We start from the raw sequence: 24,504 nt of genomic DNA, 5'->3' as shown, positions 1-24,504 counted from the left end.
CGCGTCAACAAATTCATCATTAGTCACTCCCTTCCTCATGGACCTGACCATTGCCTCCCAAATTGCCCGGACGCATCTGCTGGCTAAGAAGCGGCAGACCCTGGTGGCCATGCTCGGCGTTACGTTTGGCATTGCCATGTTCATCACGATGATCTCGTTTATGCAGGGTGTCAACCAGTTTCTGGAAGACTCGGCCCTCGACGCCAGCCCGCACATCCGGGTCTACAACAAAGTCAACACCCAGCGGTCGAGCCTGATTGATGAAGCCCATCCGGGTGGGTTCAACGTGGTGTACCATCAGAAGCCCAAGGCGGAGTCGGCGCGACTTAAAAACGGCCTGATCATCGCCAACCGCATCGGGCGGCAGCCCGGCGTGCTGGGTGTCTCGCCGCAGTTAAGCACCCAGGTGTTCTACAACAACGGTCCCATCCAGCTATCGGGCACCATCGCGGGTGTCGAAATCGACCGGGAGAACCAGCTTTACCGGCTGACAACGCGCCTGCAGTCGGGCAACCTGAACGCCCTGAAAACCAACCCCGACGCGCTGATTATGGGGTCTGGGTTAGCCAGGGACCTGAACGTGCGCGTGGGCGACAAGGTGACCGTGACCACCCCAACCGGCGGCACCCGCGTGCTACGGGTGGCGGGTACGTTCGGCTTCGGCATCAGCACCGTCGACAATACCCGCAGCTACGCCAACCTCGCCACCGTGCAGGAGATTCTGCAAAAAGACCCCAGCTACATCACCGACATCCACGTAAAGATGACCGACCCCCTGCAGGCCATTCCGCTTGGCAAGCAACTTCAGGCCATGTTCGGCTACCATACCGAAGACTGGGCCACGGCCAACACGGCGATTTTGGCAGGCGAAAAGATCCGCAACGTCATGACCTTCGTGGTGTCGTTTACGCTGCTGGTGGTGGCCGGGTTTGGTATCTACAACATCATGAACATGACCGTAGTCAACAAGATCAAAGACATCGCGATTCTGAAAGCAACAGGCTTCGATGGCCGCGACATCGTCGCCATTTTTCTGCTTCAGGCGGTCTTCATTGGCATTTCGGGTGGGCTGCTGGGCCTGGGCATCGGTTTTGGGCTGAGCTACCTGCTCTCCATTACCCCCTTCGACACGGGCAATATGATCAGCCTCAAAACCTTCCCCGTCATCTTCGCGGCGAAGTACTACATTATGGGTCTGCTCTTTGGGGTTATCACCACCCTGCTCGCGGGGTATTTCCCCTCCCGCAAAGCCTCGAAAGTAGACCCCGTAGCCATCCTGAGAGGATAACTTATCGTTCACCACTTATCACTAGTAGTATGGTTCTTTCGGCCCGGCATCTGAACAAGTACTTCTACGACCCTGATACATTCCAGGTGTTGCGCGACATCACGTTCGACGTGCAGGCCGGTGAGTTTATGGCTATTGTGGGTAAGTCGGGCTGTGGGAAGAGCACGCTGCTGTATCTGCTCTCGACCATGGACACCGACTATGAGGGGCAGATTGAAATGGCCGGTACGAACCTGACGGGCCGCAGTCAGGATTTTCTGGCCCATTTCCGAAACGAACACCTGGGGTTTGTGTTCCAGTTTCATTTTCTGCTGCCGGAGTTCTCGGCCCTGCAAAACGTGATGTTACCGGGTCAAAAACTGGGCAAATACCCCGCCCATGAGATCGAAGAACGCGCTATGGAGAAACTCCGCCTCATTGGTATGGCCGACTACGCCCGCAAACCCGCCAGCAAGCTATCGGGTGGGCAGCAGCAGCGCGTGGCCATTGCCCGGGCGCTCATCAACGACCCGACGATTATCATGGGCGACGAACCAACGGGCAATTTAGACAGAGCCAATTCGGAGAATGTGTTCCATATCTTTAAGGAACTGGCCTCGAAAGGGCAGACCATCATCACCGTCACACACGACCCCGATTTTGCGGCGGGCACCGACCGCATTATCGAAATGAGCGACGGCCAAATCATCAGCGGCCATGAAAATCAGGTTCGACAGGCGGGTTGAGGCCTTATTTCTGGGCATGTCTCTGCTGGGTATTGTGGGGCGGAAGTGGGTGCTGCCCGACATTAGCTGGCAGCAGCAGGCCATTCTGTTTGTGATGACCCTGACCATGCTCAACGGCGTGTGGGCATTTCACTACGGCTTCAACGACTGGCTGAACCGGCGGTTTCCGTTTGAAAAAAACGTACGGAAACGCCTTGTCATTCAGTTGCTGGGCGGTTGGGCCATCGTAAAGACGGTGCTATTTTTTTGCAGCCTGTTCATTCTCCACTACATCCTGCCCGCCCTCAGCCACCTGCTCAACCGCCTGATGTTCATCACCATCAGCTGGGGGGCGTTTATGGCCAACATTGTGGTGGGGCTGGGCTTCATTGCGCACCACCTGTTTGTCCGCTGGCAGGAAAACTTTACACGGGCGGCGCGGTTGGAAAAGGAAAAAGCACAGGTACAGTACGACAACCTCCGCAACCAGCTTAACCCGCATTTTCTGTTCAACAGCCTCTCCTCGCTCGATAGCCTGATCGACGACGACCCCGCCCTGGCCCGGCAGTTTTTGCAGCAACTCTCCAAGGTGTTTCGCTACGTGTTGCAGCACAAAAGCCGCGAGCTGGTGCCGCTGCGTACCGAACTGGTGTTCATCAACCAGTATGTGTCGTTGTTACAGACGCGGTTCAACGGCGAATTTCAGGTGCGGTACCACATCCCCGATGAAGCCCGCGACCGGCTGATTGCCCCCGTCACGCTCCAGATCCTGATCGAAAACGCCATCAAGCACAACGTCATCAGCGAAGCCCATCCGTTGGTGGTGGAGCTTACCGCCGAAACCGACTACCTGACTGTGTCGAACCCGATCCAGGGCAAGAAACAAGTCACCACGTCCAACGGGCAGGGCCTGCAAAACCTGCAACAACTCTACGCGTTTTTGAGCGAGCAACCCGTTGACATACAGAATAATGGCTCGTTTTTTCAGGTGCGTATTCCGCTGCTGTCATGACGATCTTACTCATTGAAGATGAGCCACTGGTGGGCAAACAACTGCTGAAACTGGTGAGCCAGCTAGAGCCGGCTGCCACCCTTGTTGGGCCGTTGACGAGCGTACAGCAGGTGGTTGAGTACCTGACCCACCACCGCCCCGACCTCGTCATTGCCGACATCCAGCTGGCCGACGGCGTGAGCTTCGAGGCATTCCGGCAGGTGGGGCTGAACACGCCGGTTATTTTCACGACCGCCTACGACGAATACGCTATCCGGGCGTTTAAACTTAACAGCATCGACTACCTGCTCAAGCCCATCGACCCCGACGAACTGCGGGCTGCCCTAGCCAAGTTCCACCGCTGGCAACCCAGCGGTGCCGACTTCGCCGATCAGTTTCGGGTGTTTCTGAATCAGGTAGCGGGCGTATCGCCTACACCAACGTACAAACGCCGGTTTATGGCCCATCATCTCCGGCAGATCGTGCCGATACCCCAGGAGCAGGTGGCCTGTTTTTGCCGCGACGAACTCATCTTTCTGCATACCGCCGACGGGCAGAAACTGGTGACGGACTACCGAACGCTGGATGAAGTGGAAGAACTGGCCGACCCGGCTCAATTTTTCCGTGCCAACCGGCAGTACCTGATTGGCCTGGAAGCGATCAGCGGCTATGAAACGCATTATACGGGCAAACTGATCATTCGGCTGAAGGCCCCCAACAACCGGCTGGAACTGGCCATCAGCAAAGAGAAAGCAACAGCCTTTCGGCAGTGGTTTGAGGGAAACACGGCCAGTGGGCTCGTCAGGTAGTCCCTCTCTGGGCAGCGCCATGCCAACGGTTTCGGTCTAACGAGGGTCCTGCCGTATATAAAACACCTACTTCGCTCATGAACAAACACCTACTCACGTTCATTTTTCTCGTATCCATCACCGCCTGCACGAAAACGGACCCTACACCAGCCAGTGATCTGGTGGGCAACTGGCGATTGGTGGGGTACGTCAGAAACGCCTTAACCAGCAGCGCGCCGGTTAGTGTTCCGTCCGATAAGACCGTGTTGGTCACTTTTGCCAGCGACGGCACCTTCAACGAAACCTATTCGAATACCCGTCCCGTTGAGTATGCGTTTTTAGGCTGCGGTCCGGGCAGCTACGAGCTTACTGACAAACAGATTCGGATTCAGGCCGTCTGTATGTCGTCGTTGTCGGGGCGGGTCTTCGATCTCGTTGCTGTAGATAGCAAACGGTTGAGTATTAGCACTGGAGCGGGGTCATTAGGCTACTACAACTTCGAGCGGCAATAAGTCGCTACTCGTCTGCACACAAAAAAGGGCCGTGAGAATTAATTCTCACGGCCCTTTTTTGTGTTGAAAAACAGCTTACTGCATGTGTACGCGGAACTGCCACACCTGCTTGTCGAGCTCGTAGCTCAGGTCCTGCAGTTTGTTGGACGTTACTTCATCGCCATTTTTCCCGGTACTTTCTATTCGCGCCCGCACCCGCTTGGCAACGGTATAGATGCGTTCGGTCATGATGTCGAGCACCTGACGGTCTGACAAGAATCCGCCCGGAAACTTGGGTAGGTTGGCCGTGTTCACCACCGTTTCGGTACGGCCATCGGCAGGCTGTCCAATTTGTAATTGCCGTTCGGCCAGCAGGTCGGAGTACTTCAGGTACGTCTCGGCATATTCCTGTAGGTTCTCATGAAGCGGAAAATATAACGGACCACGCAGGTTCCAGTGACTTTGTTTGGCATCGTGGAAAAGCTCAATTAACTCAACCACCGTGGCTTGCAGATCAGTGTTGATGGCCTGCCGCTTTTCGGGCTCCAGCGGTATCCACCCGTCGGCGCGTTCGTTGCGGTAATTGCCTAGTTGTGAGCCACTTGGCGTGCCGGCGGCTGGTGCATTGTTGTTGCCGCTGGTACGGTTCTGAGCAAAAGACTGACCAGCAAAGGTGGCCATAATTGTCAGCGTCAGCAGACCACTGACGGCAGAAGAAAGTAATCGGTTCATGAATGTGTTGAGTTGCATTTCGTTGATACATTCACATAACACACCGCATGTACCGGGGTTTCTGCCTCCCCTATTGAATGGCTCCTTTTAAGGTAAGTTTAATAGGCCAGTCTTTTCTAGAGGATTAATACCAATGTTCCGCCCACAATCATGGCTGCACCGAGGGCAATTTTCCAGGTGAGCACTTCGCCCAGAAACACCACCGACAACAGAATCGTGAGCGCCAGGCTAAGCTTGTCGACCGGGGCCACCTGCGATACATTGCCCAGTTGCAGTGCCTTGAAATAACACAGCCACGACAGGCCCGTAGCGATGCCCGACAGCACCAGAAACGTCCAGTTGGTAGCCGACAGGGCCGATACCTGTTCTGCCAGACCAACACCCGACGCCGATTTTCGGAAGAGAACAATCCCCCAGGCCAGTAACGTGACCACCACCGTGCGCACTGCCGTAGCCAGGTTACTGTCTACATTTTTGATCCCGATTTTTGCCAGAATAGCCGTCAGCGACGCGAAAACGGCAGAGAGGAGCGCGTAAAAAAGCCACATAGGAATATGATTCGGGAGGGTTAACGTTGGCAACAGGCCAGCTACCGCTCCGGTAGGGAATACCGCCTGGTCAGTTGCGGTGCTAACTGCTTATATAACAACCAGATCGCTGCTAACAACACCAGCGTAGATGTGCCGACGGTTGTGAACCAGAAATATCGGGCAGGAAAGAGTCGGTACGTTGATTCAACTAAGAACGTAGCGTATAAGCCCGCCACCGACAGCCCCATACTGAGTTGATGCCAAAACAGCCAGGAAGGCATCCGGGAGCGTAACCAGACTGGCCACAAGCCGCCAACTAAAACCAGCCAGCTGCCTACGGCTCCCCAGTGCACAATACCAAACCGGCCAAACAAATGGTAGATGCCAAACGCAGTGGTCAGCACCACACTCATACTGGCCACGTAAGCGTATCCCAGCCAACGATGGCGGCGGGTTCCTTTGGGGTTTAGTACCACCCAGGTACCCGTCACTAAGGCCAGTCCCGAAAAGCCAACATGAACCAGAGTAATGGGCGCAGCAGTGAGCCCGATCATAAAGTGATATAGTCTCATACTACCACTACAACCGGTCTAAGCCCGTTGAAGTTGGGGCCACTCAATCAGTTGGTAGCGTTAATTGTAAGTCTGCAAGACCGATTCGTACTGACTTACGCCATCTCTACGTCGTTTCATAGGCCCGGTACCAGTTCACATTGCGGGTGAGGTACATGATGATGCCGAGGATCAGCGCCAAACCAAGGCTGCCCAGCAGCAGGGAATAATCTTCGAGTTGGAGCAGTGAAAAAAAGAAGCCGTAGAGCAGGGCTAATACGCTGCTGAACAGGATGGTGAGCCGACCGTTTTTGAAGACATGACGGACGTAGAACGAGATCATGGCCAGCGTTACTGCGGCACTGATCAGGTAAGCAACATTGAATGCGACGTGCTCCGAAATAGCCAGTAGCAGCAGGTAAAACAGGCAGACTGCAAAGCCCACCAGCAGGTACTGGATGGGGTGAATGCGCTGCTTGTTCAGAATTTCGACGAAGAAAAACGCCGTGAACGTGATGATAATAAACATCACCGCGTACTTCGCCGACCGCATCGTTTTCTGGTACTCATCGACCGGCAACAGCAGCTTTACCCCAAAAGCTGAACTGGCCGCTACTGACTCATGGCTGTCGGGGCTGTTGCTGATTGGTCTGTTCAAAAACGCGCCGGTGCCCTGCTGCGGGTAGTTTCGGTTGTATTGCAGCACCTTCCAGTTGGCCGTAAATCCCTTCGCATTCAGGGTGCGGCGGTCAGGCAGCGAGGCTCCCACGAAGCTGGGCGTGGTCCAGGGCGAGGTAAGCGAAACGATGGTCTGCTTGCCAAAGGGCAGGAAATACAGGTCTGAACTGCCATTTATGTTCAGGGCGCAGTCGAAGGTGATGGAGTCGCCGAGGGGTGTGCGCGCACTCACGCCCGACGCCAGAATGTCGGTGGTGGGTATACCCGGTTCAACGGTCAGCGCCTTGCCGTCTACCCGCAAATTGATCTGGTCTTTGATGCCTTTCATGTCAGTCACGCCCAGCGACACAAACGCTTTATCCCACTGCATATCGGCGGGGGCAATACCCAACCGCTCAGCCGACGGACGGGGAAGGCTGCCCCGGATAGTGAGGCGTGTGTTGTAGAGCATGACCTGAAACAGGCCCCGGTTACGCTTTTCGGGCTGTATAGTGCCTGTGATGGTCAGGTTGTCGGGTAGAACGTGGGCGTAGGCGATGGAGGTTTCGGCTTTGCCGTCAGCCCCTTTGGTATGCATCAGATACGGAACGCTCAGGATGGGTCCACTGACGGTTTGGGTGGCCCCCCATTTTTCACTCACTTCACGAATGGCCATGGCCCGGGTGGATTCACGCTCACGGATAAGGCCTTCGAGCATAAACGTCGGGATGAGTAAAACCAGAACCAGTATGCCAACGATGGCTAGTTTAATCATGGTTGAGGTACGCAACCACAGGTTGACCCGGTCGAAGAACGAGTCGGATTGGTAGGGAGGAGGATTCATCACTTGCTGGTTTTAAAAGTACTTTGAAAAACAAAGTAAATGGATATTCCTTCTCATAATCAAGTAGTTTGATCCAAATTATTTTTAGCCGGTAGCAACGGGAGCGAAAAGCAGGATTTAAGCCGCATGGCTGGGGGCCTTTTGAGTAGGGTATGTGTTGCGCATTCGCCAACTGTCGAGTAATTTTATAGACGTAATTCACCCACCGGGCTAAGCCAGTCGGTGCAGCCACCCATCAAGCGTATGCGTATTCTTTTACTGTGTCTGCTGGCCCTGATCTGCCTCGCTGCTGCGCCGTTGCGGTGGGCTGGGCGTGTGCCAAAGGTGCGCACCTGTACCACGTCGGCCAATCCGCTGTTTCATGTTTATGACGACCTGTTGCTGGAAGACAGTGGCCTGTCGCGGGTGGCCTACGAACTGGCTTTGGGAGGCATGAAGTATGTGCCCAAGCCCAAGCCGATCCTGCTGGTAGCCGACATGAGCCTGCCATCAAATCATAAGCGGCTCTATGTCATTGACCTGTCGAAAAGAAAGCTCCTGTTCAATACCTACGTAGCCCACGGGCAGGGGTCAGGGGCATTACGGCCAAGTCGGTTTTCTAATGAAGGGTCATCCATGCAGTCGAGCCTGGGTTTCTACCGGGCTATGGGTCGGTACTGGGGTAAGCACGGCTGGTCAATGAAACTCAAAGGCCTTGAGCCGGGAATCAATGACAAGGTTTTTGCCCGGAACATCGTGCTTCACGGGGCCGATTATGTGTGTGAAGACACCATTCGCTACACGGGTATGCTGGGTCGCAGTCAAGGGTGCCCCGCCGTGCCCAACAAGGTCTGTACGCCCATCATTGACGCTGTAGAAGGCGGGGCCACGCTGTTTATCTACTACCCCGACAAGCGCTATCTGGCCCAGTCGACGTTTGTGAACCCGGTACCTCGGTTACTGGCTAGCCAGTAAGGTTAAAAAGGGCTAAAACCCAGAGACACCCGGAGGTCCGCGGAGCTACACAGAGATTTTTATCAGGAAGTAACAACTCTGTGTAGCTTCGCGGACCTCCGGGTGTCTCTGGGTTTTAGCCCTTTTTAACGCCCATTACCGAATCAAACCGGTAGACTATTCGTTATTGTGTTTCCGGTACAAACGAAACCCCTTCGTCTGCATGAATCGATTGTTGTTCGCCGCTCTGTCAGTATCCTGCCTGGCCATGACCAGCTCTGAAAAGGCCCCAACAACCCACCGCCCCGCTGCCGCCGTTATAGCGCACGTTGCCCCACCCACTCATCCGTTTCTGCTGGTTTATGACCAACTGAATCTGGCTTCCAGTGGCTTGAGTCGCGACGTATTTGACCTGGCTGTTCGGGGTATGCAACAGGTGACCGGCGCAAAGCCTCTGTTGTCTATTGTAGACATGAGTCAGCCGTCGAGTCACAAGCGACTGTATATTATTGACTTGGCAAAGCAGAAATTGTTGTTTCACACGTACGTAGCCCACGGCCGCAACTCAGGCGAGTTGCTGGCGAAGCGGTTCTCTAACCTAAATTCGTCGTTTCAATCCAGCCTGGGGTTCTACAAAACGCTGGGTCTGTATCAGGGCAAACATGGCCTGTCGATGCAGTTGCAGGGGCTGGAAAAAGGCATTAACGATAACGCCTTCTCCCGCGCCATTGTGATGCACGGTGCGCCCTATGTGAGCGAATCCGTTATCCGCCAAACCGGTCGGTTAGGTCGCAGCCAGGGGTGCCCCGCTGTGTCTACCTCCGAATGTTCACCCATTGTGCGAGCCATCGCAGGCGGTTCATGCCTGTTTATCTATTCCCCCGACCAGCAGTATCTGAAACGGTCAACGTTCTGCAAGTCGTAGGCTACGCGTGCTGGGTTGCTGCCGCGTAGCCTTAGCACAATTCTACTAGCGCCTTGCGATTGAACCTGCCTTTCCCAAGCCGTATACGTCTTTGTAATACACCAGCTTACCCGTTTCGTCAACGTCGGCGAGGTTGTAGGTTACGAATACGGCAAAGGGTTTGGGTAGTTTAAACGTACTTGGCGTTTGGTCGGTGAGGCAGCGATCGTAGAAACCCTGATCAAATTTGGGGGCACCCAGCACGAAGTTGGCCAGTTCCACGGGTTTCTCTACCCGTACGCAACCGTGACTACGCCAGTGGTCGGTGGTCTGGTCGAAAAGCTGACGGGCGTTGGTGTCGTGGAAATAAATGGCAGGCGGACCGTTGAGGGTGAACTTGATCAGTCCCAGTGAGTTATGGCAACCCGACGTTTGCCGGAACCGATACGGAAAATTTGACGTCGATACGCTTGCCCAATCGATGGATTCAGGATCGACGGGCTGATCATGGCTGTCCAGTATTTCCATGTTCTGACTGTCGAGGTAGCTGGCGTTTGCCTGCACTTTTGGCACAATCTCCTTCATTGCAATGCCCTGGGGCACATTCCAGTAAGGGTAGGCCACAATATCGGTCAGGTAGCAATTGAACCGGGGCGTCGATTTGTCGGCCTTCCCCACAATCACGGCCATCGGTAATTCGCGGTTTCCGGCTTTGTCATACACCGCCAAGCGGGCTGCGGGGATGTTAACCACAATAAACTTGTCGGTAGCAAACCGGTTGAGGTAGCGGTAGAAATTGAGCGTCTGCCTGATCTCGGCCAGCTGCGTGGGCGTGGCCGTTTTCTTCACCTGGTTATACTGCGTAAGCAGGGCCTTGTATGGTGCGAAAACGGGGTTTTTAGCCTGTAACGCCGCCACTGGATCCGCCGTGCGCATGGCTGAGCCAATCACGGCCGTATCTATTTTTTCGGGCAGTTTGCTAAACGATTGGTCAGTCGGTTTCTGCCCGTACCTGATCTCGGTTAGCAGCTTTTCCAGCGTCTCCGGGTTTGTCGATGCATAGCGTGTGGTGTCGATACCCAGAGAATCGGCCATGTGCCGGGCCGCGCGGAGATGCAGCGCCACATCGTCGGGTTTTGGCTTTTGGTTGCAATGCGTAAACAAGGTTGCCGCCGAAAGCAGGCTGGCTCCTAATGTCAGAATGGTGCGTTGAGTCATACTATAAAGACGAAACAACAGGGGCAAATGTTATCTAAATTGATTCATATGCCAACCCGTTACTTCAACCGTTGGTATAGTGCTGCGTCGAATTCTTCCAAACCGATCAGGCCGTTCAGGTGGCTGCACGATACCCAGGGTAGCCAGCCCCGATGAAATCCATGCCCTCGCCACGGGGCCAGGCTCCAGTGTTCCTGTTGCCAGCCGGGACCGCGCAGGTCGTAGACGCTTCCGGGCAGGGCGGTCATGTTGAGCGAATTATGGAGCATCAGCCGGGCGATGTCGCGGTAGAACGGGTCGTTGGTGTAGCGGTAGAGGCGAGCGTATTCGTCGGCGTCGAAGGCCATGTAGTGGTCAACGAGCGAGTGACCAGTGGCGATAAGCTGAACGCCAACCGTAGATACACCGCGTTTCCAGGCCAGCGACGAGTCGGGGGCATCTACGGGCATGGGCACGTTCCAGCCGTAGATCCAGGTGGCGGCGAAATCGGCGGCGGCTTTGGCGCGGTCGAGCCATTTCGCTTCTTTGGTGGCTTCGTACAGGGCCAGGTACGCTTCCAGCGAAAGGGTGCCGGCCTCTTTATCAACCACGTTGGGGTTGTCAATTGTCCCGCCCGTAAACCGCCCGAACCGCTGTCCGCTGCGTTGCCAGGCAAACTCACCCGCCCGGATGGCCGCTTTTCGGTAACTATCGTTGCCAGTTTGTTGACTCAACAGCACCAGCATCGGAATGGCATTGTAGCCCGACGTAGTAGACGTATCCTGCACGACACCAGAACCGGTTTTCCAGGAACGGGGAATGCCGCCGTCGGGGCGTTGTTGGGTCAGGAGCCAGTCGCCGAAGGAGCGGACCCAGGCCAGCCAGTCGGGGTGCTGCCGACCGGCTTTGGCCTCGCGGCGGATGGCCCGGAGGGTAGCCTTTAGGTCGTCGCTGTAGGAGCGCAGGTAGCCCACACCATCGTTGGGGTAGGCGTCGCCGAGGGTGCCGGTGTCCATGTTGTAGCCCTCAGCGTTGGGTGGGCCTAGTTTTACGCGCTTTACAAACGTGTTGAACAGTCCTGTCCCTTTTCGGCGATAAGCAGCCAGGGAATCGGCGGGGACCTGCCCGCGCAGGTGGTCGGCCGCCCAGAGCAGAAACTCCGCCGATTCGAGGGCTTTACCCGTAAAACCCATTATGCACATGGCGTCGCGGTTGCGTTTGTCAGATGACACCGCCGGTCGCCAGTTAGGAATACCCGTCAGCCGCGAGCCATCAGGCAAGGTGCGTTCCTCCACCTGACTGCTCAACTGCGCGATCAGCGCCTGCCGCGCCACAGTAAGGTCGTGCAGGTGAACCGCCGGGTTGAGTCGCTGCCACGCCCACCGCCAGCTTTCGCGCATCAGCGTCGGGAAGTCGGGCGTTTTGGTGAAGCGAAAGACAAGGCTGAATGATTTTGTCAGGCCTTTTTTCAGCGGAAAAAAGCGCAGCCGCTGCGCGGATACGCCCACGTCGGGGTAGGTGTTACCCCGGTAGGTAACGGGCGCTTCTGAGCCGGGGTAGGTATAGCCAAACGTAATGCCTTTGCTGTCGTGGCCGGCCAGCAGTGAGCCGAACCCAAAGCGTTCATCGGCCAGCCACACTGGTTCTGTTTGTTGTTGAGTTGCCCCGTCTACCTGCCGGAAGTCTTCGCTGTCCTGTAGGGTTGTTGCGCCGTTGGGCTGTGGATTGAGCACCAGAACCGACGAGCCGTCGGCCCACCGCAGGCTCACCATTGGCAGGGGCAGGCGATCTTCGCGAATCATCAGGCCCCCTTCAGCGGTGTTTGGATAGGACAGAGGCCCGCCAATTGCTTTGGGTGGCAGGTTCTGCAGGGTGCCGTAGACCATACCAGGCACAAACAGGTCATAATCCGTTCGTGTGCTATTGGGTGTATCCTGCCGCAAGTGCAACTCCGTATTGATCCACGACTGGTAGCCTTTGGCGGGGTCTTTTAAGATGCGAAGTGTCCGGACCACGCGCAGTTCGTCGCCCGCGAGTGTCCATTCGTCCTCCACCAGCATAGCTTGTTCTGCCGGGTCAGGGGTGTCTACTGCCCGGCACACGGCTTTCCTGCCCGTCACGCGAACGGTAGTGTACCCATACGCATTGCTGACGGCCCCCGCCTGGTTGGTTGAGTCGCGTAGTATGACCAGCCAGTCTACTGGTTGGGGTTGCCGAAAGCGCGGTCCAATGGCAATGCCGTATGTTTTATCCTTGTTCTGTATAAACCGCACGGTCTGCCCGTCGGGCAACGCACCCAGCGACATCGTTGGCTGGGCGTGGAGGCCGAGGCTGATAAAGAGCAGCAGGAATGTCAGGTATGTTGGCATAGGTTACTGCGGCCCGGCCATTGGCGTTTTCGGGATAGGTTTACCAAAGTTTGGTGAGCCATCGGCGTTCCAGGCAAAGGGCTGTATGTGGGGCGCGCGTTTGTTGCCGCAGCCGTCGGTGCCGGTGGGGTTGGCGTGGTAGATCATCCAGTTCTGGCCTTTGCCATCGACGAAAAAGCCACCGTGGCCGGGTGCATATACGCCATTTTCAGGCGCCTGCGTAAATACGGGCGTGGGCGATTTGATCCAGTTTTTGGCCTTCAGCAAATTGCCTTTGCCCCGATAGGTGAGCAGACCCAGGCAGTAGTCGAGCCAGCAGGCGTTGGCCGAATACACCACAAACAACCGGCCGTCATGTTGCAGGGCTTCGGGACCTTCATTGACCAGAATCCGTACTGGCTCCCCGTTTTTGATCCCCTCTGCCGACATGTCGCCGTGCTGCTCCCAGGCATACGTAGGCGACGAAATTCTGGTGCGCTTCCCTTTTTTCAGCGTCCAGGGATTGGTCATCCGGCTAATATAGATGTCCTGCTGCCCATTTTTGGTGCCTTCCCAGCCCGACCAGACAGCGTAGCGTTTTCCCCCAAAATCGAACACCGACAGGTCAATGGCCCAGTGGTCGTCGCGGTCGCCGATTTTGCCCCGCACGGTCCAGGTACCCGTAAAGGGGTCGGCGGCGGTGTTTTCGAGTACCCATATTCGGTGGGTAAGGTTGTTGAGTGAATCAGCGGCGAAGTAGACATACCACTTGTTGTCCAGAAAATGAATTTCAGGCGCCCACAGGTCCCTGGAATAGCCGGTGCCGGTGGGGGGCGTGAAGATGACTTTCTTTTCGGCAGTGCCCAGGTCGGCGAGGTTGTGCGTTCGCCAGAGGGTCAGATCACGCCCCGTGGTGTTCATGTAGTAATACCAGCCTCCCGTTTGCAGCACCCACGGGTCGGGTCCCGACGGTTTCAGCGGGTTTGTGAAGGTGCGCTGTGCCATTGACGACAGCGTGATGAGGCAGGCAAGCAGGAGTAAGACAACGTGTTTCATAACGGGATGTGTTAGCGTCTCTTGGCAAAGGCAGTTTGGGCTGAAACTATCCTGCTGAAACTACCCCTTCATAACGTTACCCCAAACCGTTCACCGAGTTCCTCCAAACTTTTGAGCACCGTTTCGTGCACGGGAATCCCCTCAACCAGCCGTTGCGCTTCCATCTCGCGCTCCGGGTCGCCGGGGACGAGCACACGCTGACCCTCTACGGCTTTGGCCGACCGGAACCGCTGAATCCAGGTGTCCATATGGTTCTTGAAATCGTCGGCAGGGCGGAAAGCATCAACGCGCATGGCCCCGAAAAAATGGCCCGTTCCCACGCCCACGCCCTCGTCGGCAGTCATGAACCCCGCCGTGGCAAACGGGGGCACCCACGGCCCGTAATTTGCCCCGGAGAGTACGCCCGAAAAAATATCGACAATGGCCCCCAGCCCGTAGCCTTTGTGGCTGCCATGTTCGCGGTCGGACCCCAGTGGCAGCAGGGCGCCGCCATTTTTCACGGCGTAGGCATCAGTAGTGGGCCGACCGTCGGCATCCTGTGCCCAGCCTTCGGGAATGGGCTGACCCTTGCGTTGCAGAATCTCGAGCTTGCCGTAGGCCACGGCGGTGGAGGCAAAATCGGCCAGAAAAGGCGGCTCCGTAGCGGCGGGAATGGCTACAGCTATCGGGTTGGTGCCCAGTAGTTTATCGAGCGAAAAGGTGGGGGCTACCAGCGGCGCGGCATGAGTCATGGCCTGCCCGATCATATCGTGGTCTACGGCCAGCAGAGCATGATAGCCCGCAATGCCGAAATGGTTGGAGTTGCGCACCGCCACCCAGCCCGTACCCGCCATGCGGGCCTTTTCGATAGCCACGCGCATAGCCCATGGGCCCACCACCAGTCCCAGCCCCCGGTCCCCGTCGACTACGGCCGTGGAGGGCGTTTCGTGCACCACCCGAATCGTGGGCGTGGGGTTAAGCCGACCGTGGTCAAACAGCCGCACGTACCCAGGGAGGCGCGCTACGCCGTGGGAGTCGACGCCCCGTAAATCGGCAGCAATCAGTACATCAGCGGCGAGTTGGGCATCGGTATCGGAACACCCGATGGCCCTGAAAATTTGCTCGGTAAACGAGCGCAGCGGCTTGGCATGAATCATGAAGCAAAAATAGGCGATAGTCGTAAGTCGATAGTCAATAGTCGGCTGGCGCGTGAGTAGCTTCGCGCCGAGGCATCGGGCCGCAACCGACTATTGACTATCGACTTACGACTATCGACTTTCTTCACCGTGTACAGAAAAATCATTAATCGCCTGGTCACTTATTTCGGGCGGGGGCTGTTGGGCGTCACTCCGCTGGGGCTCACCATCTACATCATCTACAGCGTGTTTATCTGGGTCGACGGACTGGTACCTATCGACATGCCCGGTGTTGGCTTTCTGATCATGTTCGGCATCATTCTGGGGTCGGGTGTGCTGATTTCCACCGTGTTACCCAAATCCTTTGCGGGGTTGGTGGAAGGGTCTATCCGGCATTTGCCGCTGGTGAGCCTGATTTATTTCTCCGTTAAAGACCTGATTTCGGCCTTTGTGGGTGACAAGAAAAAATTCAATCAGCCCGTACTTGTCATGATGAACCGAGAGGCGGGCGTTCGCAAGATTGGCTTCATCACTCAGACCGACCTCTCGCGCCTGGGCATCACCGACGCCATCATGGTCTACCTGCCGCATTCCTATGCGTTTTCGGGTGAACTCTACATCGTCCCCGCCGAAAACGTCAAACTCCTCAACCTGCCCAGTGCCGACGTCATGAAGCTCATCGTGTCGGGCGGAGTGAGTGGGAAGTGAAGGAGATTTACGAATGACGATGTACGAATTACGATTTATTACTTTCGCGAACAGGCTAAAGCCGGTGTACTCCGGCGAAAGCAATAAATCATAATTCGTACATCGTCATTCGTAAATCTCCTTCTTCCAACCTTTCCTCGTGGCTTCGGGTTATGGGCGTATAACGGTGTGTTTATGAAAACTGGAATTGTGTTTGTGGTGGGGGTGTGGCTGAGTTGGGTGGCGCAGGTGGCCCTGGCGCAGCCGGGTACGGTGCCGGGCGTGCAACTGGCCGAACCACCCAACCGGCCCGAATCGCCTGCCCGTTTGCAGCCTACCCTCGATGCGCAGGGGCTCCCCGTTACCGATTCGACCAAACGGGCTATGCTGAAAAGGCGCTACCTGGCCCTCGACGTGACGGGTATGATGGGGCGGTTTCGGCGGTACCGCATCTTTCCCGGTGAGGTGATTTCCTTTAAAAACAAAACCGAAAGAACGCACTACCGGTCGCCCCTCACCAGCATCAACGATACCTCGTTTACGATTGCTTTCCAGAATGAACTTTACGAACAGCCTCAGCCGCTTTCGTTTGCCGTAGCCGACGTGCGGCGGGTGTATATCAATCGGCGCATTCCGTTTGTGAGTCAGGCAGCGTACATTCTGCCCGTGGCGGCAGTGGTGTACCTGGTCGCTGATTTTGTTAATGGGCGCGATGACAACAACAGGCTCGCCGTTCATCTGGACCATCGCAACCTGGTGCCGGCGGGACTACTGGTTCTGGGCGGTGGCATTTGTTACGCGTTTTCGCACCGGTCATACAGCACCAGTGGCCGAAACCAGCTAAAAATTCTCTGGACCCGCTAAGCAGCGACTTACGTGCTGCCACTGAGTTTCTTTGACAATGCCGTTGATTTTTTAGCTAATAATAGGACATTTGTGAGCCACAATCACTCACTATGACTCCACATACCATTTACATTGCCGATGATGATGAAGACGACCAGTTTCTGCTCCAGACCGCGTTTGCGTCAACTGGTTTGGGTTGCCAGCTTAAATTTTTTGGAAACGGAGAACAACTGCTGAGACAACTCACTATAGCCGTTGAACCGCCCACACTGGTGCTGCTCGATCTGAACATGCCTATTCTGGACGGGTTCCAGACCCTGGCTCAACTGCGTAGTCAAACCGCCTACGAAACCCTCCCTGTGGTGATTCTCACCACGTCCAACCAGCACAGCGATGTACAGCGGGCCTATGAAATGGGCGCCAATTCATTCATCACCAAGCCGCACCAGTACGCCGATTTACTGCGCACGGTGCAGCAGCTAGAGCAGTTCTGGCTCAATATTGCCCAGTTGCCACGCCCCTCTCAAACGGGTAATGCTGCTGACAGTTAAGCAAAATTGCGTTGTTTTGCGGCATGAATGCCGTTTTGCTGACTCCCCCTACCCAGCCCGTCCGGGCCACCATTGCCCTCGCCTCGTCGAAAAGTGAAAGTAACCGCGCCCTGATCATCGACGCACTGACGGGCTTTCGCTGCGACCTTCAGAACCTCGCTTCTGCCCGCGATACCCAGACCATGATCCGGCTGCTTCGCGCCAGCGACTCCACCGCCGACGTACTCGACGCGGGCACGACTATGCGCTTTCTGACGGCTTATTTTGCGCTGACTGGACAGACCAAAACCATGACCGGCACGCCCCGCATGTGCGAACGGCCCATTGGCCTGCTGGTCGATGCACTGCGTACGTTAGGCGCCGACGTAGCCTACCTGGGTAAAGAAGGTTACCCACCCATTCAGACGCGCGGGTTCAAGGCAACGGGGGTGAGCGACCTCAGCATCCGGGGCGACGTGAGCAGTCAGTATATTTCGGCGCTGGCGATGCTGGCGCCTTACCTGCCCAACGGCCTGACGATGCATTTAACGGGAGCGCTGGGATCAGTGCCCTACATGACCATGACCCTGCAGCAGATGGCCGCGTTTGGCGTGGAAACCGAAGCCGACTGGACCGCCCAAACCATTCGCATTCCGGCCGGTACGTACCAGCCCACCACCTACGCTATTGAGTCGGACTGGTCAGGGGCAAGCTACTGGTTTAGTGTGGTGGCCCTGGCGACCGACGCCGAACTGGACTTATTGGGCCTCAAGGAGCAATCATTACAAGGCGACAGTGCCATTGTGGGCATTATGGACCAACTGGGCGTACAGGCAACGTATACAGGGCAGGGTTTCCGGCTCACTAAAAAGCCCGCTGCCAACCACATAACCGTCGATTTTACCAACTGCCCCGACCTGGCGCAGACAGTGGCCGTATGTTGCGCCATGAAAGGAATTTCAGCCACGTTTACGGGTATTGAAAGCCTGAAAATCAAAGAAACAGACCGTGTACTGGCCATTCAGACTGAACTCCGCAAGTTCGGAGCCGACATGGTGGAGGTAGAAACGAATAGCCGTTATGAAATACAGTCCTCTAACTATGTAGCTGACAGAGAGCTGGTTAGGGTTGATACCTACGATGACCACCGCATGGCCATGGCCTTTGCTCCAATTGCCATGCTTCGCCCTGTTGTCATTGAAGAACCCGGCGTAGTCGCGAAATCATACCCGTCGTTCTGGGCCGATTTCGCGACGATTGCCGGGGTTAACTAAGGGCACATGTCATGGGTGAGATGTCTGTCTCGCTGGCGTTGATATAGGCGGAAAGCATACTGGCTGGACAGACAATCCGGATTGATTAGCCTGTCTGGAAGACCAAACTGCAGTTTTCTGGCAGTGGCGTCAAGGGCAATGTTACCAGGGTGGCGTTTTTTCTTGCGGGCGGGTGTTTTTTTCAAACGAACGAAAAACCTTTGCACTAAAACCGTGTCAATCAGTACATTTGGTAAGCTACCTGATTGTGCCTCTCGTTACCTGGCCTCACCGAGATGATTCGCTCTACCCTGATTGTCTGTCTGGGCATCCTGCTCTGGCTATTAACGTCTACTGTAGGATTAACGCAGGCACCTATTCACCTGAAACTACGCCCCGAACGGCTGGCCAAGGCCCGCGCCCTGGAGCAGAAAGCTATACGGGAAAAAGACTCGCTGCAGTTGGCCGAAGCCTGGTACCTCTTCGGCAAAACCTACGTTTTCGCGGGTGACCTCCCCACAGCACAGGCATATTTCCTGAAAGCATTGCACGTCCACGAACCCCGCGGCGCCTCTTTTGAACTAAGCCGGCTGTATGTGCGGCTTAGCGAAACCGAAAACAAGCTGGGCCGATTTGACGAGGCGCTGACCTATGCGAAGCGGGCAATGCTAGTGGCGCAGCAGAGTCGGTCAGACAAAGACAGGGCGCTGGTACGCGCCTATGGCAACATGGCCCTGCTTTACCAGGATCACTGGGCGGGCCAACTGCGCACCGACACCACCAAGTTTGCCCAGGTGCTGACCTATTTTCGGCAGGCTGAAGCGTTCTGTTATAAGCTGAATGACACACTGGGTATTGCCGAATGCAACATGAATATTGGTGCTTTGCTGGTCAAAAGGCTTGACAAACAGGCTATTGTGTATCTGAAAGAGGCCCTGCGTTTGTTTGCACTTAAACATAAAGAAGGCATCCGGGTAAATGCCATGTTGCAGCTGGCAGGTGCCTACGTGACGTTTGGCAAACCGGCATTAGCCTACCAGGCCCTACAACAGGCCGAACAGTTCTATATCAGCCATAAACTGAATGAATATGACCTGCGATTAGGGCTGGAGACCAGTTTTGTAAACTACTACACCGCCACTGGCCAGTGGCAGGCCGCCTTCGACCGGCTAAAACGGCAGCATGAGCTGGAGCGAAGCCAGATCCTGGCCGACCGCGACGGAGCCATCAGCCGCCTGAACATTGAGTACGACACCGAGAAAAAAGAAGCCCTGCTGGCCACGCAGAAACGCGAACTGGGTTTGCGGGCAACAAACCTCAGAACCCAGCAATGGCTTACCCTGGCTATGGTTGGACTGCTACTGATGGCTATTGGCCTGCTGGCTACTTTTTTCCGGTTGAACCAAAAAAATGAGCGCATCAGCCGCCAGAATGCCGAACTGGTGAAAGAACAAAATCACCGGGTAAAGAATAACCTGCAGGTGGTGTCGAGTCTGCTTAGCCTGCAGGCCAGCCGACTGACAGACGAGGCCGCCAAACAGGCTGTGGAAGAGAGCCAGCTCCGTGTGCAGTCGATGGCCATTTTGCACCGCCGCCTCTACGATGGCGAACAACTGGCCCTTGTTGACCTCGACGAATTTATTCGTGAACTGGTGAATGGGGTGTTGATTACGTTTGGCTGCCAGTCTGCTTCCGTTCGTTTTTCCATCGATACCATCTACCTATCGGCCGACAAGGCAACGCCTTTAGGGTTGATTATGAACGAGTTAACGACAAATGCCTGCAAGTATGCCTTTCCCGGTAATGCAAATCCTCAGCTTTGGATTCACTGCCGTCGCAAAGGCCGGCTGGTGCTGCTCGATGTGGCCGACAACGGACCCGGTCTGACGGAGGTAGACGTGTCGCAACTTCAGACCGACAATTTGCTGGTAGCTAAAAAACGCACGTTTGGCCTTATGCTCATCGAGGCACAGGTTACGCAGCTAAACGGTCGGGGGCACTTCGATTCGGGAGGGAAAGGGTTGGGGCAAGGCACCGTATTTTCTCTCGAATTCAACGCCTGATCCGCACCATGACTCCTTTAGCCATCCTCATTGTTGAAGACAACACCATCACGGCCATGCACCTGCGTCAAACGCTGGAGAAAGCGGGGCACACGGTTACGGGCATGGCGCGAACGCTTCAGTCAGCGGTGACGGCCGTGAAAACACAACGTCCTGACCTGGCCCTGATTGACATTCAGCTCGACGAAAAATCGACGGGCAACGGCATTGCCACCGCCCGTGAGTTGCTGGAGCAACACCACATGCCGATCATTTTCCTGACCGCCGATCCTGAACTGGCCACCTACCAGTCGGCCATTGAAACCATGCCGGCGGCCTACCTGCTGAAGCCCTTTCGAACCGACGAACTGCTTATGAACATCGACCTGGCCTACCACAACTTCCAGTCGACCCAGAGCGAGACGGTCGATGCGCTGATGGCTACCTATGTGTGGGTACCGATCAAGGATGGGTACGAAAAAGTGACCGTGGCTGATGTACTCTACATCGAGGCTGCCAAATCATACGCTCACATTGTGTTAGCCGACGCCTCAAAGCACCTGGTAACAACAAACCTGAACACAGTAGCTCAGTACTTTCGGGGGGCCACGTTTTTCCGGCTGTCACGTTCCTACGTAGTCAACCTCAGCCACGTGAAGCAGCTAAAAGACAACAGCCTGATTTTTTCAGATGGCAAAATCACGCTCGACATTCAGCCGACGGGCCGCAAAGAACTGATCAAAAAGCTAACCGTCATTCGCACCAAACCACCTAAGTAAGGGAATGATGAGTGATAAGCGGTCCGCCGCCGCGGTGATGAATTGGCTGACGCAACAGTATCTGCTGGCGTCAGCCAATTCATCACCGCGGCGGCGGACCGCTCATCACTCATCATTCCCTTACTTCCTGTCGGAGCACTGTGGCGAGTCGATGGCCGGAAAAGGCTACCTGCTGCTCAGCAATGGGCTTTACGGTCGAGACATAGTCGGAGGGGAGGACCACGCCGTTGTCTCCCGTGCCTGCGGTGAGGGTGCCTTGTTTATAGGCCAGGTTCCGCGCTAGATCAAAGCTCTCGCGAGACCATTCGCCGATGTCCGTACTGCGCCGGTGGGGTACCTGCCGCCGCGTATGGGCCTGCCCCAGTTGAATAGCCAGTTGGTCGGCGGCACGGTAGGTGTCGGTACCCAGCAACATCCCGTCCCAGAAGGCATGAAGGTTCAACGTGGGGTTGCTCATGCTCACTTTGATTTTGAACAGATTACCGCCCCGGTCGCCATCGGGAAATTGCGGGCTGACGAGGGCCGCCGTGTGCAGGGGCATGTGTACGTCGCCAGCGAGGTGAAACAGCCAGCAAAGGGCAATGGCCTTGGTGCTGTCGGGAGCGTTGCTGGTAAGTATCTGCCGGTTTAGGGCAAAAGCCTGCAGGATGTTTTCACCCGTAGCCAGGGTAGTATCGGTGCGGGCCACGCCCTGTGTGGGGTTGTAAACGTAGTTAATGTAGTGCCAGGAGGGGTGATCATTGGGGTTTTTCTGCCCCCGAATGTCGTCGGGCCAGCGGGCGGCGAGCATAAACAGATACTCGTTTTTTTCGTTTTCGGTCAGCGACGAATCGCGGAGCATAGGTGCCCACCGGGTAGTCATGTCGGGGTGTTGCCGCAAAATGGCCAGCACCCGCACCAGTTGTTTAGGCGATTTAGCCAGCATATCGCGGTAAGCAATCGCGCCAATAGCCATGTGTGTGGGCTTGTTCCAGCCAAAAGACGAGCCGGTGAGGCAAAGCAACAGCAGTAATGCACAGCCTGATTTAAGCGAAAAAGAGCGGTTCATAGCGTGGTGTAATGACGTGGTGATCGGTGTTTTTCGATATGCTGACACACCAAAAAGCGCCGGTCACGCCACTATTTTGTCATTGTAAACGAATCGATCGTCTTACCGTTTACGTCGAGTTGGTTAATAATCAGTGTTTTACCGTTCACGTCGGCTACGGTCAGCGAGTGAATGCTGGAGGCAAATTTATCAGTAAACGGTTGGTAAGAACTGGGGTCGTCATTTTGTTCCGGGTCATAGAGTAGTTGTCCTCCCGCGCCTGTGATGAGATAAACAATGCCTTTGGGTGTGGTGTGCGTCTTTCCGTCAAAGACCTTATCGAGCGTCAACTGGCCGTTTACAGCCCGGCCGCGCGCCATTCGGTTGCCCATACCAGCCACGATCTGCACACCACCCGGGTCGGGAACAAACCGCAATGGAAACGTGCGCTGGTAGTTGTGCACATGCCCATTGAACACTACATCGACGTTGCCGGCTTCAAACAGGGGACTTAACATGCGCATGTGCTGCTGCTCGAAGTGGGTACGCGACGAACTGAAGCCGGGGTGATGATACATGACAAAGCGCCAGGTTGCTCCCTGCGCGGCGGCCAGATCGTTTCGCACCCAGTTCCGTAGCGTGGAATCGGCGAGATCGACGTAGGGGTTCGAGTCGATGACGATCCAGTGGGCATTACCAAAATTGAACGAATAGTTGGTCATGCGGGGGTAATTGTTGCCTGCGGCCTGCGTAAAGGCCGACCGGTTGCGGTTCGAGGCTGTAAGTACCGGCACCAGTGGCCCACCTTCATTGCCCACCGGGCCGTTGAGTGGTTGGTTCCAGTAGTAGTAATAAGCCAGGGCGTCGGGTTTGTCGTTCAGGTTGCGGGTTTCCGTGTCGTGGTTGCCGGGGGCCGTCACCATTGCCACCGACCGGAGCAGGGGCGCACCATGCTTGTCGGCCTTGTCGGCGTTGTAGATGGGCCAGAATTTATACCGGTATTCCGACACCAGACCGTAGTCATACACAATGTCGCCGGGCACCACAACCAGGTCCGGATTGGCCCTGTAGGCCTGATAAGCCAGCCGCTTCTGATCCGTTGTTTCGGCCCCAATGTCGGCGAAAGCGACGAAGCGGTACGGCTGATCAACGGCTTTTGGCGCGTGGCCCGTAGCCGAAAAAACGACGTTTCCAGCTTTTAGGACCTGATAATCGAACGGGGTGCCCGGTCTGAGGCCTGTTAGCGCGGCCTGATAAATTCGGTGCGACCGTACGCTCCGCACCGCCACACGCCGATGGGTCGGCGTGGAGCTTCGGGTCCAGGCACTGGTGCCGCTGGTGCGGTACTCAACCACCCAGTCAGCATCGACGTCGGTGGTGTGCCAGATCAGTTGAAGTGAGGTAGGAGAGGGTTGATGGCCAATCTGCAGGTACGGCTTTGCGAAAAAGTACTTGTCGGATGATTTGTTTTGGGCACAGGAGGCTAGCGTGATGGCAATAAACGCAACCAGCAGTACGGCTTTTTTCATGAAAAACAGGGACAGGTCAGGCTATGGCTCAAGTTGAGAAAAGATTCATTCCCAATCAACTTCGCCCAACCCCTGCCGGACAACCCTGAACTCGTCGGTGGTGGCATCGACTATGGTTGAGGGTTCATAGCCGCCAATGCCCCCGTCGATAATGATGTCGACATCGTGGTAATATTTCTCAAAAATCAACTCAGGATCGGTGCTGTATTCTACGGTGTCCGGTGTCTCGTCGCGCAGGGTCGTCGTGATGATGGGGTTGCCCAATTCCTGCACCAGCTGCCGGGGAATGTTGTTGTCGGGAACGCGAATACCTACCGTTTTTTTGTTGGTGTTCAACAACTTAGGCACGTTATTTGTGGCATCGAGAATGAACGTATAAGGGCCTGGCAACAGCCGTTTCATGAGCTTGAACGCCTGGTTGCTTACCCGCGCATAATCGGCAATGTGGCTGAGGTCGTAGCAGATGAAAGAAAAATCATTCTTCTGCGGTTTGATCCCCTTGATCCGGGCCACGCGCTCTACGGACCGGGCATTATGAATGTCGCAACCGAGGCCATAGATCGTATCAGTCGGGTAGATAACTACCGCCCCTTCGCGCAGTGCCCTCGCCACCTCACGCACCCGTTGTGGGTCAGGGTTTTCCGGATATAATTTGACAAGTTCAGCAGGCACGGGAAGTGAG

At 55.8% G+C, this 24,504-nt stretch carries 24 protein-coding genes; 13 read left to right on the top strand and 11 right to left on the bottom strand.

Annotation, left to right across the window (positions count from 1 at the left end; genetic code table 11):
• Nucleotides 1-37: 37 nt before the first annotated feature.
• The 5 genes from J2I47_RS10910 to J2I47_RS10890 all read left to right on the top strand — a co-directional run bounded on the left by J2I47_RS10910 (nt 38) and on the right by J2I47_RS10890 (nt 4,283).
• Nucleotides 38-1,288 carry an ABC transporter permease gene (locus J2I47_RS10910; RefSeq protein ID WP_207364607.1) on the top strand — a complete coding sequence of 417 codons (1,251 nt, stop codon included), beginning with the start codon at nt 38-40 and terminating at the stop codon, nt 1,286-1,288.
• 29 nt (nt 1,289-1,317) lie between these two features.
• Complete coding sequence (locus tag J2I47_RS10905; RefSeq protein ID WP_207364606.1) at nt 1,318-2,013, top strand: ABC transporter ATP-binding protein; 696 nt, start codon at nt 1,318-1,320, stop codon at nt 2,011-2,013.
• Complete coding sequence (locus tag J2I47_RS10900; protein ID WP_207364605.1) at nt 1,985-3,004, top strand: sensor histidine kinase; 1,020 nt, start codon at nt 1,985-1,987, stop codon at nt 3,002-3,004. The genes J2I47_RS10905 and J2I47_RS10900 overlap by 29 nt, the downstream gene beginning before the upstream one ends.
• Nucleotides 3,001-3,792 (top strand): LytR/AlgR family response regulator transcription factor, encoded by a 792-nt coding sequence (locus J2I47_RS10895; RefSeq protein WP_207364604.1) that lies wholly within the window; start codon nt 3,001-3,003, stop codon nt 3,790-3,792. Before J2I47_RS10900 ends, J2I47_RS10895 begins: the two co-directional genes overlap by 4 nt.
• Nucleotides 3,793-3,869: 77 nt before the next feature.
• Nucleotides 3,870-4,283 (top strand): hypothetical protein, encoded by a 414-nt coding sequence (locus J2I47_RS10890; RefSeq protein ID WP_207364603.1) that lies wholly within the window; start codon nt 3,870-3,872, stop codon nt 4,281-4,283.
• A gap of 75 nt (nt 4,284-4,358) precedes the next feature.
• Here the strand turns inward: J2I47_RS10890 and J2I47_RS10885 are convergent, their stop codons facing one another.
• From J2I47_RS10885 to creD, 4 genes are all read right to left on the bottom strand, one after another.
• Nucleotides 4,359-4,994, bottom strand: a complete 636-nt coding sequence (locus tag J2I47_RS10885) for a Dps family protein (RefSeq protein WP_207364602.1) — start codon at nt 4,992-4,994, stop codon at nt 4,359-4,361.
• A 116-nt stretch (nt 4,995-5,110) separates the two neighbouring features.
• Entirely contained in the window at nt 5,111-5,542 is a 432-nt protein-coding gene (locus J2I47_RS10880) for an EamA family transporter (protein ID WP_207364601.1), read from the bottom strand.
• Between the two features lie 41 nt (nt 5,543-5,583).
• Nucleotides 5,584-6,078 (bottom strand): DUF2306 domain-containing protein, encoded by a 495-nt coding sequence (locus J2I47_RS10875; RefSeq protein ID WP_207364600.1) that lies wholly within the window; start codon nt 6,076-6,078, stop codon nt 5,584-5,586.
• Nucleotides 6,079-6,202: 124 nt separating this feature from the next.
• Nucleotides 6,203-7,576 (bottom strand): cell envelope integrity protein CreD, encoded by a 1,374-nt coding sequence (gene creD / locus J2I47_RS10870; protein WP_207364599.1) that lies wholly within the window; start codon nt 7,574-7,576, stop codon nt 6,203-6,205.
• 243 nt (nt 7,577-7,819) lie between these two features.
• On the opposite strand from creD, the gene J2I47_RS10865 reads away from it, so the two are divergent.
• Nucleotides 7,820-8,530: a murein L,D-transpeptidase catalytic domain family protein gene (locus tag J2I47_RS10865; RefSeq protein ID WP_207364598.1), complete on the top strand. Its 711-nt coding sequence runs from the start codon at nt 7,820-7,822 to the stop codon at nt 8,528-8,530.
• Nucleotides 8,531-8,732: 202 nt separating this feature from the next.
• Nucleotides 8,733-9,434, top strand: coding sequence for a murein L,D-transpeptidase catalytic domain family protein (locus J2I47_RS10860; RefSeq protein ID WP_207364597.1), 702 nt, complete (start codon nt 8,733-8,735; stop codon nt 9,432-9,434).
• 45 nt (nt 9,435-9,479) lie between these two features.
• On the opposite strand, the gene J2I47_RS10855 is transcribed toward J2I47_RS10860, so the two are convergent.
• From J2I47_RS10855 to J2I47_RS10840, 4 genes are all read right to left on the bottom strand, one after another.
• Entirely contained in the window at nt 9,480-10,631 is a 1,152-nt protein-coding gene (locus tag J2I47_RS10855) for a L,D-transpeptidase family protein (protein WP_207364596.1), read from the bottom strand.
• Between the two features lie 59 nt (nt 10,632-10,690).
• Nucleotides 10,691-12,979, bottom strand: a complete 2,289-nt coding sequence (locus J2I47_RS10850) for a hypothetical protein (protein WP_207364595.1) — start codon at nt 12,977-12,979, stop codon at nt 10,691-10,693.
• 3 nt (nt 12,980-12,982) lie between these two features.
• Nucleotides 12,983-14,014, bottom strand: coding sequence for a glycoside hydrolase family 43 protein (locus J2I47_RS10845; protein ID WP_207364594.1), 1,032 nt, complete (start codon nt 14,012-14,014; stop codon nt 12,983-12,985).
• 68 nt (nt 14,015-14,082) lie between these two features.
• The gene (locus J2I47_RS10840) at nt 14,083-15,150 is read right to left on the bottom strand and encodes an Ldh family oxidoreductase (RefSeq protein WP_207364593.1); all 1,068 of its coding nucleotides are present in this window, start codon (nt 15,148-15,150) and stop codon (nt 14,083-14,085) included.
• 129 nt (nt 15,151-15,279) lie between these two features.
• Between J2I47_RS10840 and J2I47_RS10835 the strand changes: the two genes are divergently transcribed.
• The 6 genes from J2I47_RS10835 to J2I47_RS10810 all read left to right on the top strand — a co-directional run bounded on the left by J2I47_RS10835 (nt 15,280) and on the right by J2I47_RS10810 (nt 21,266).
• Nucleotides 15,280-15,837 carry a DUF502 domain-containing protein gene (locus tag J2I47_RS10835; protein WP_310587658.1) on the top strand — a complete coding sequence of 186 codons (558 nt, stop codon included), beginning with the start codon at nt 15,280-15,282 and terminating at the stop codon, nt 15,835-15,837.
• 174 nt (nt 15,838-16,011) lie between these two features.
• Nucleotides 16,012-16,680: a hypothetical protein gene (locus tag J2I47_RS10830; RefSeq protein WP_207364592.1), complete on the top strand. Its 669-nt coding sequence runs from the start codon at nt 16,012-16,014 to the stop codon at nt 16,678-16,680.
• A 92-nt stretch (nt 16,681-16,772) separates the two neighbouring features.
• Complete coding sequence (locus J2I47_RS10825) at nt 16,773-17,213, top strand: response regulator (protein ID WP_207364591.1); 441 nt, start codon at nt 16,773-16,775, stop codon at nt 17,211-17,213.
• 23 nt (nt 17,214-17,236) lie between these two features.
• Nucleotides 17,237-18,466: a 3-phosphoshikimate 1-carboxyvinyltransferase gene (locus tag J2I47_RS10820; RefSeq protein WP_207364590.1), complete on the top strand. Its 1,230-nt coding sequence runs from the start codon at nt 17,237-17,239 to the stop codon at nt 18,464-18,466.
• A 275-nt stretch (nt 18,467-18,741) separates the two neighbouring features.
• Nucleotides 18,742-20,508 (top strand): histidine kinase dimerization/phosphoacceptor domain -containing protein, encoded by a 1,767-nt coding sequence (locus tag J2I47_RS10815; RefSeq protein WP_207364589.1) that lies wholly within the window; start codon nt 18,742-18,744, stop codon nt 20,506-20,508.
• An 8-nt stretch (nt 20,509-20,516) separates the two neighbouring features.
• The gene (locus tag J2I47_RS10810; protein WP_207364588.1) at nt 20,517-21,266 is read left to right on the top strand and encodes a LytR/AlgR family response regulator transcription factor; all 750 of its coding nucleotides are present in this window, start codon (nt 20,517-20,519) and stop codon (nt 21,264-21,266) included.
• A 112-nt stretch (nt 21,267-21,378) separates the two neighbouring features.
• Here J2I47_RS10810 and J2I47_RS10805 read toward each other — a convergent pair whose 3' ends face one another.
• From J2I47_RS10805 to J2I47_RS10795, 3 genes are all read right to left on the bottom strand, one after another.
• Nucleotides 21,379-22,314, bottom strand: coding sequence for a S1/P1 nuclease (locus tag J2I47_RS10805; RefSeq protein WP_207364587.1), 936 nt, complete (start codon nt 22,312-22,314; stop codon nt 21,379-21,381).
• 71 nt (nt 22,315-22,385) lie between these two features.
• Entirely contained in the window at nt 22,386-23,822 is a 1,437-nt protein-coding gene (locus J2I47_RS10800; protein ID WP_207364586.1) for a purple acid phosphatase family protein, read from the bottom strand.
• A gap of 45 nt (nt 23,823-23,867) precedes the next feature.
• On the bottom strand, nt 23,868-24,494 hold the full coding sequence (locus J2I47_RS10795) for an L-threonylcarbamoyladenylate synthase (RefSeq protein WP_207364585.1): 627 nt from the start codon (nt 24,492-24,494) through the stop codon (nt 23,868-23,870).
• Nucleotides 24,495-24,504 lie beyond the last annotated feature (10 nt).

The sequence above is a fragment of the Fibrella rubiginis genome (genome assembly GCF_017353185.1).
Taxonomy (GTDB): domain Bacteria; phylum Bacteroidota; class Bacteroidia; order Cytophagales; family Spirosomataceae; genus Fibrella; species Fibrella rubiginis.
The sequence above is the reverse complement of the archived record's forward strand: the minus strand, read 5'-3'. Positions and strand labels throughout refer to the sequence as shown.

Coding starts and splice junctions, on each gene's coding strand:
- J2I47_RS10855 (WP_207364596.1), bottom strand. CDS start 10,631: ATGACTCAACGCACCATTCTGACATTAGGAGCCAGCCTGCTTTCGGCG.
- J2I47_RS10800 (WP_207364586.1), bottom strand. CDS start 23,822: ATGAAAAAAGCCGTACTGCTGGTTGCGTTTATTGCCATCACGCTAGCC.
- J2I47_RS10865 (WP_207364598.1), top strand. CDS start 7,820: ATGCGTATTCTTTTACTGTGTCTGCTGGCCCTGATCTGCCTCGCTGCT.
- J2I47_RS10805 (WP_207364587.1), bottom strand. CDS start 22,314: ATGAACCGCTCTTTTTCGCTTAAATCAGGCTGTGCATTACTGCTGTTG.
- J2I47_RS10875 (WP_207364600.1), bottom strand. CDS start 6,078: ATGATCGGGCTCACTGCTGCGCCCATTACTCTGGTTCATGTTGGCTTT.
- creD (WP_207364599.1), bottom strand. CDS start 7,576: ATGAATCCTCCTCCCTACCAATCCGACTCGTTCTTCGACCGGGTCAAC.
- J2I47_RS10860 (WP_207364597.1), top strand. CDS start 8,733: ATGAATCGATTGTTGTTCGCCGCTCTGTCAGTATCCTGCCTGGCCATG.
- J2I47_RS10850 (WP_207364595.1), bottom strand. CDS start 12,979: ATGCCAACATACCTGACATTCCTGCTGCTCTTTATCAGCCTCGGCCTC.
- J2I47_RS10900 (WP_207364605.1), top strand. CDS start 1,985: ATGAAAATCAGGTTCGACAGGCGGGTTGAGGCCTTATTTCTGGGCATG.
- J2I47_RS10840 (WP_207364593.1), bottom strand. CDS start 15,150: ATGATTCATGCCAAGCCGCTGCGCTCGTTTACCGAGCAAATTTTCAGG.
- J2I47_RS10885 (WP_207364602.1), bottom strand. CDS start 4,994: ATGAACCGATTACTTTCTTCTGCCGTCAGTGGTCTGCTGACGCTGACA.
- J2I47_RS10880 (WP_207364601.1), bottom strand. CDS start 5,542: ATGTGGCTTTTTTACGCGCTCCTCTCTGCCGTTTTCGCGTCGCTGACG.
- J2I47_RS10905 (WP_207364606.1), top strand. CDS start 1,318: ATGGTTCTTTCGGCCCGGCATCTGAACAAGTACTTCTACGACCCTGAT.
- J2I47_RS10830 (WP_207364592.1), top strand. CDS start 16,012: ATGAAAACTGGAATTGTGTTTGTGGTGGGGGTGTGGCTGAGTTGGGTG.
- J2I47_RS10820 (WP_207364590.1), top strand. CDS start 17,237: ATGAATGCCGTTTTGCTGACTCCCCCTACCCAGCCCGTCCGGGCCACC.
- J2I47_RS10825 (WP_207364591.1), top strand. CDS start 16,773: ATGACTCCACATACCATTTACATTGCCGATGATGATGAAGACGACCAG.
- J2I47_RS10815 (WP_207364589.1), top strand. CDS start 18,742: ATGATTCGCTCTACCCTGATTGTCTGTCTGGGCATCCTGCTCTGGCTA.
- J2I47_RS10890 (WP_207364603.1), top strand. CDS start 3,870: ATGAACAAACACCTACTCACGTTCATTTTTCTCGTATCCATCACCGCC.
- J2I47_RS10910 (WP_207364607.1), top strand. CDS start 38: ATGGACCTGACCATTGCCTCCCAAATTGCCCGGACGCATCTGCTGGCT.
- J2I47_RS10895 (WP_207364604.1), top strand. CDS start 3,001: ATGACGATCTTACTCATTGAAGATGAGCCACTGGTGGGCAAACAACTG.
- J2I47_RS10845 (WP_207364594.1), bottom strand. CDS start 14,014: ATGAAACACGTTGTCTTACTCCTGCTTGCCTGCCTCATCACGCTGTCG.
- J2I47_RS10810 (WP_207364588.1), top strand. CDS start 20,517: ATGACTCCTTTAGCCATCCTCATTGTTGAAGACAACACCATCACGGCC.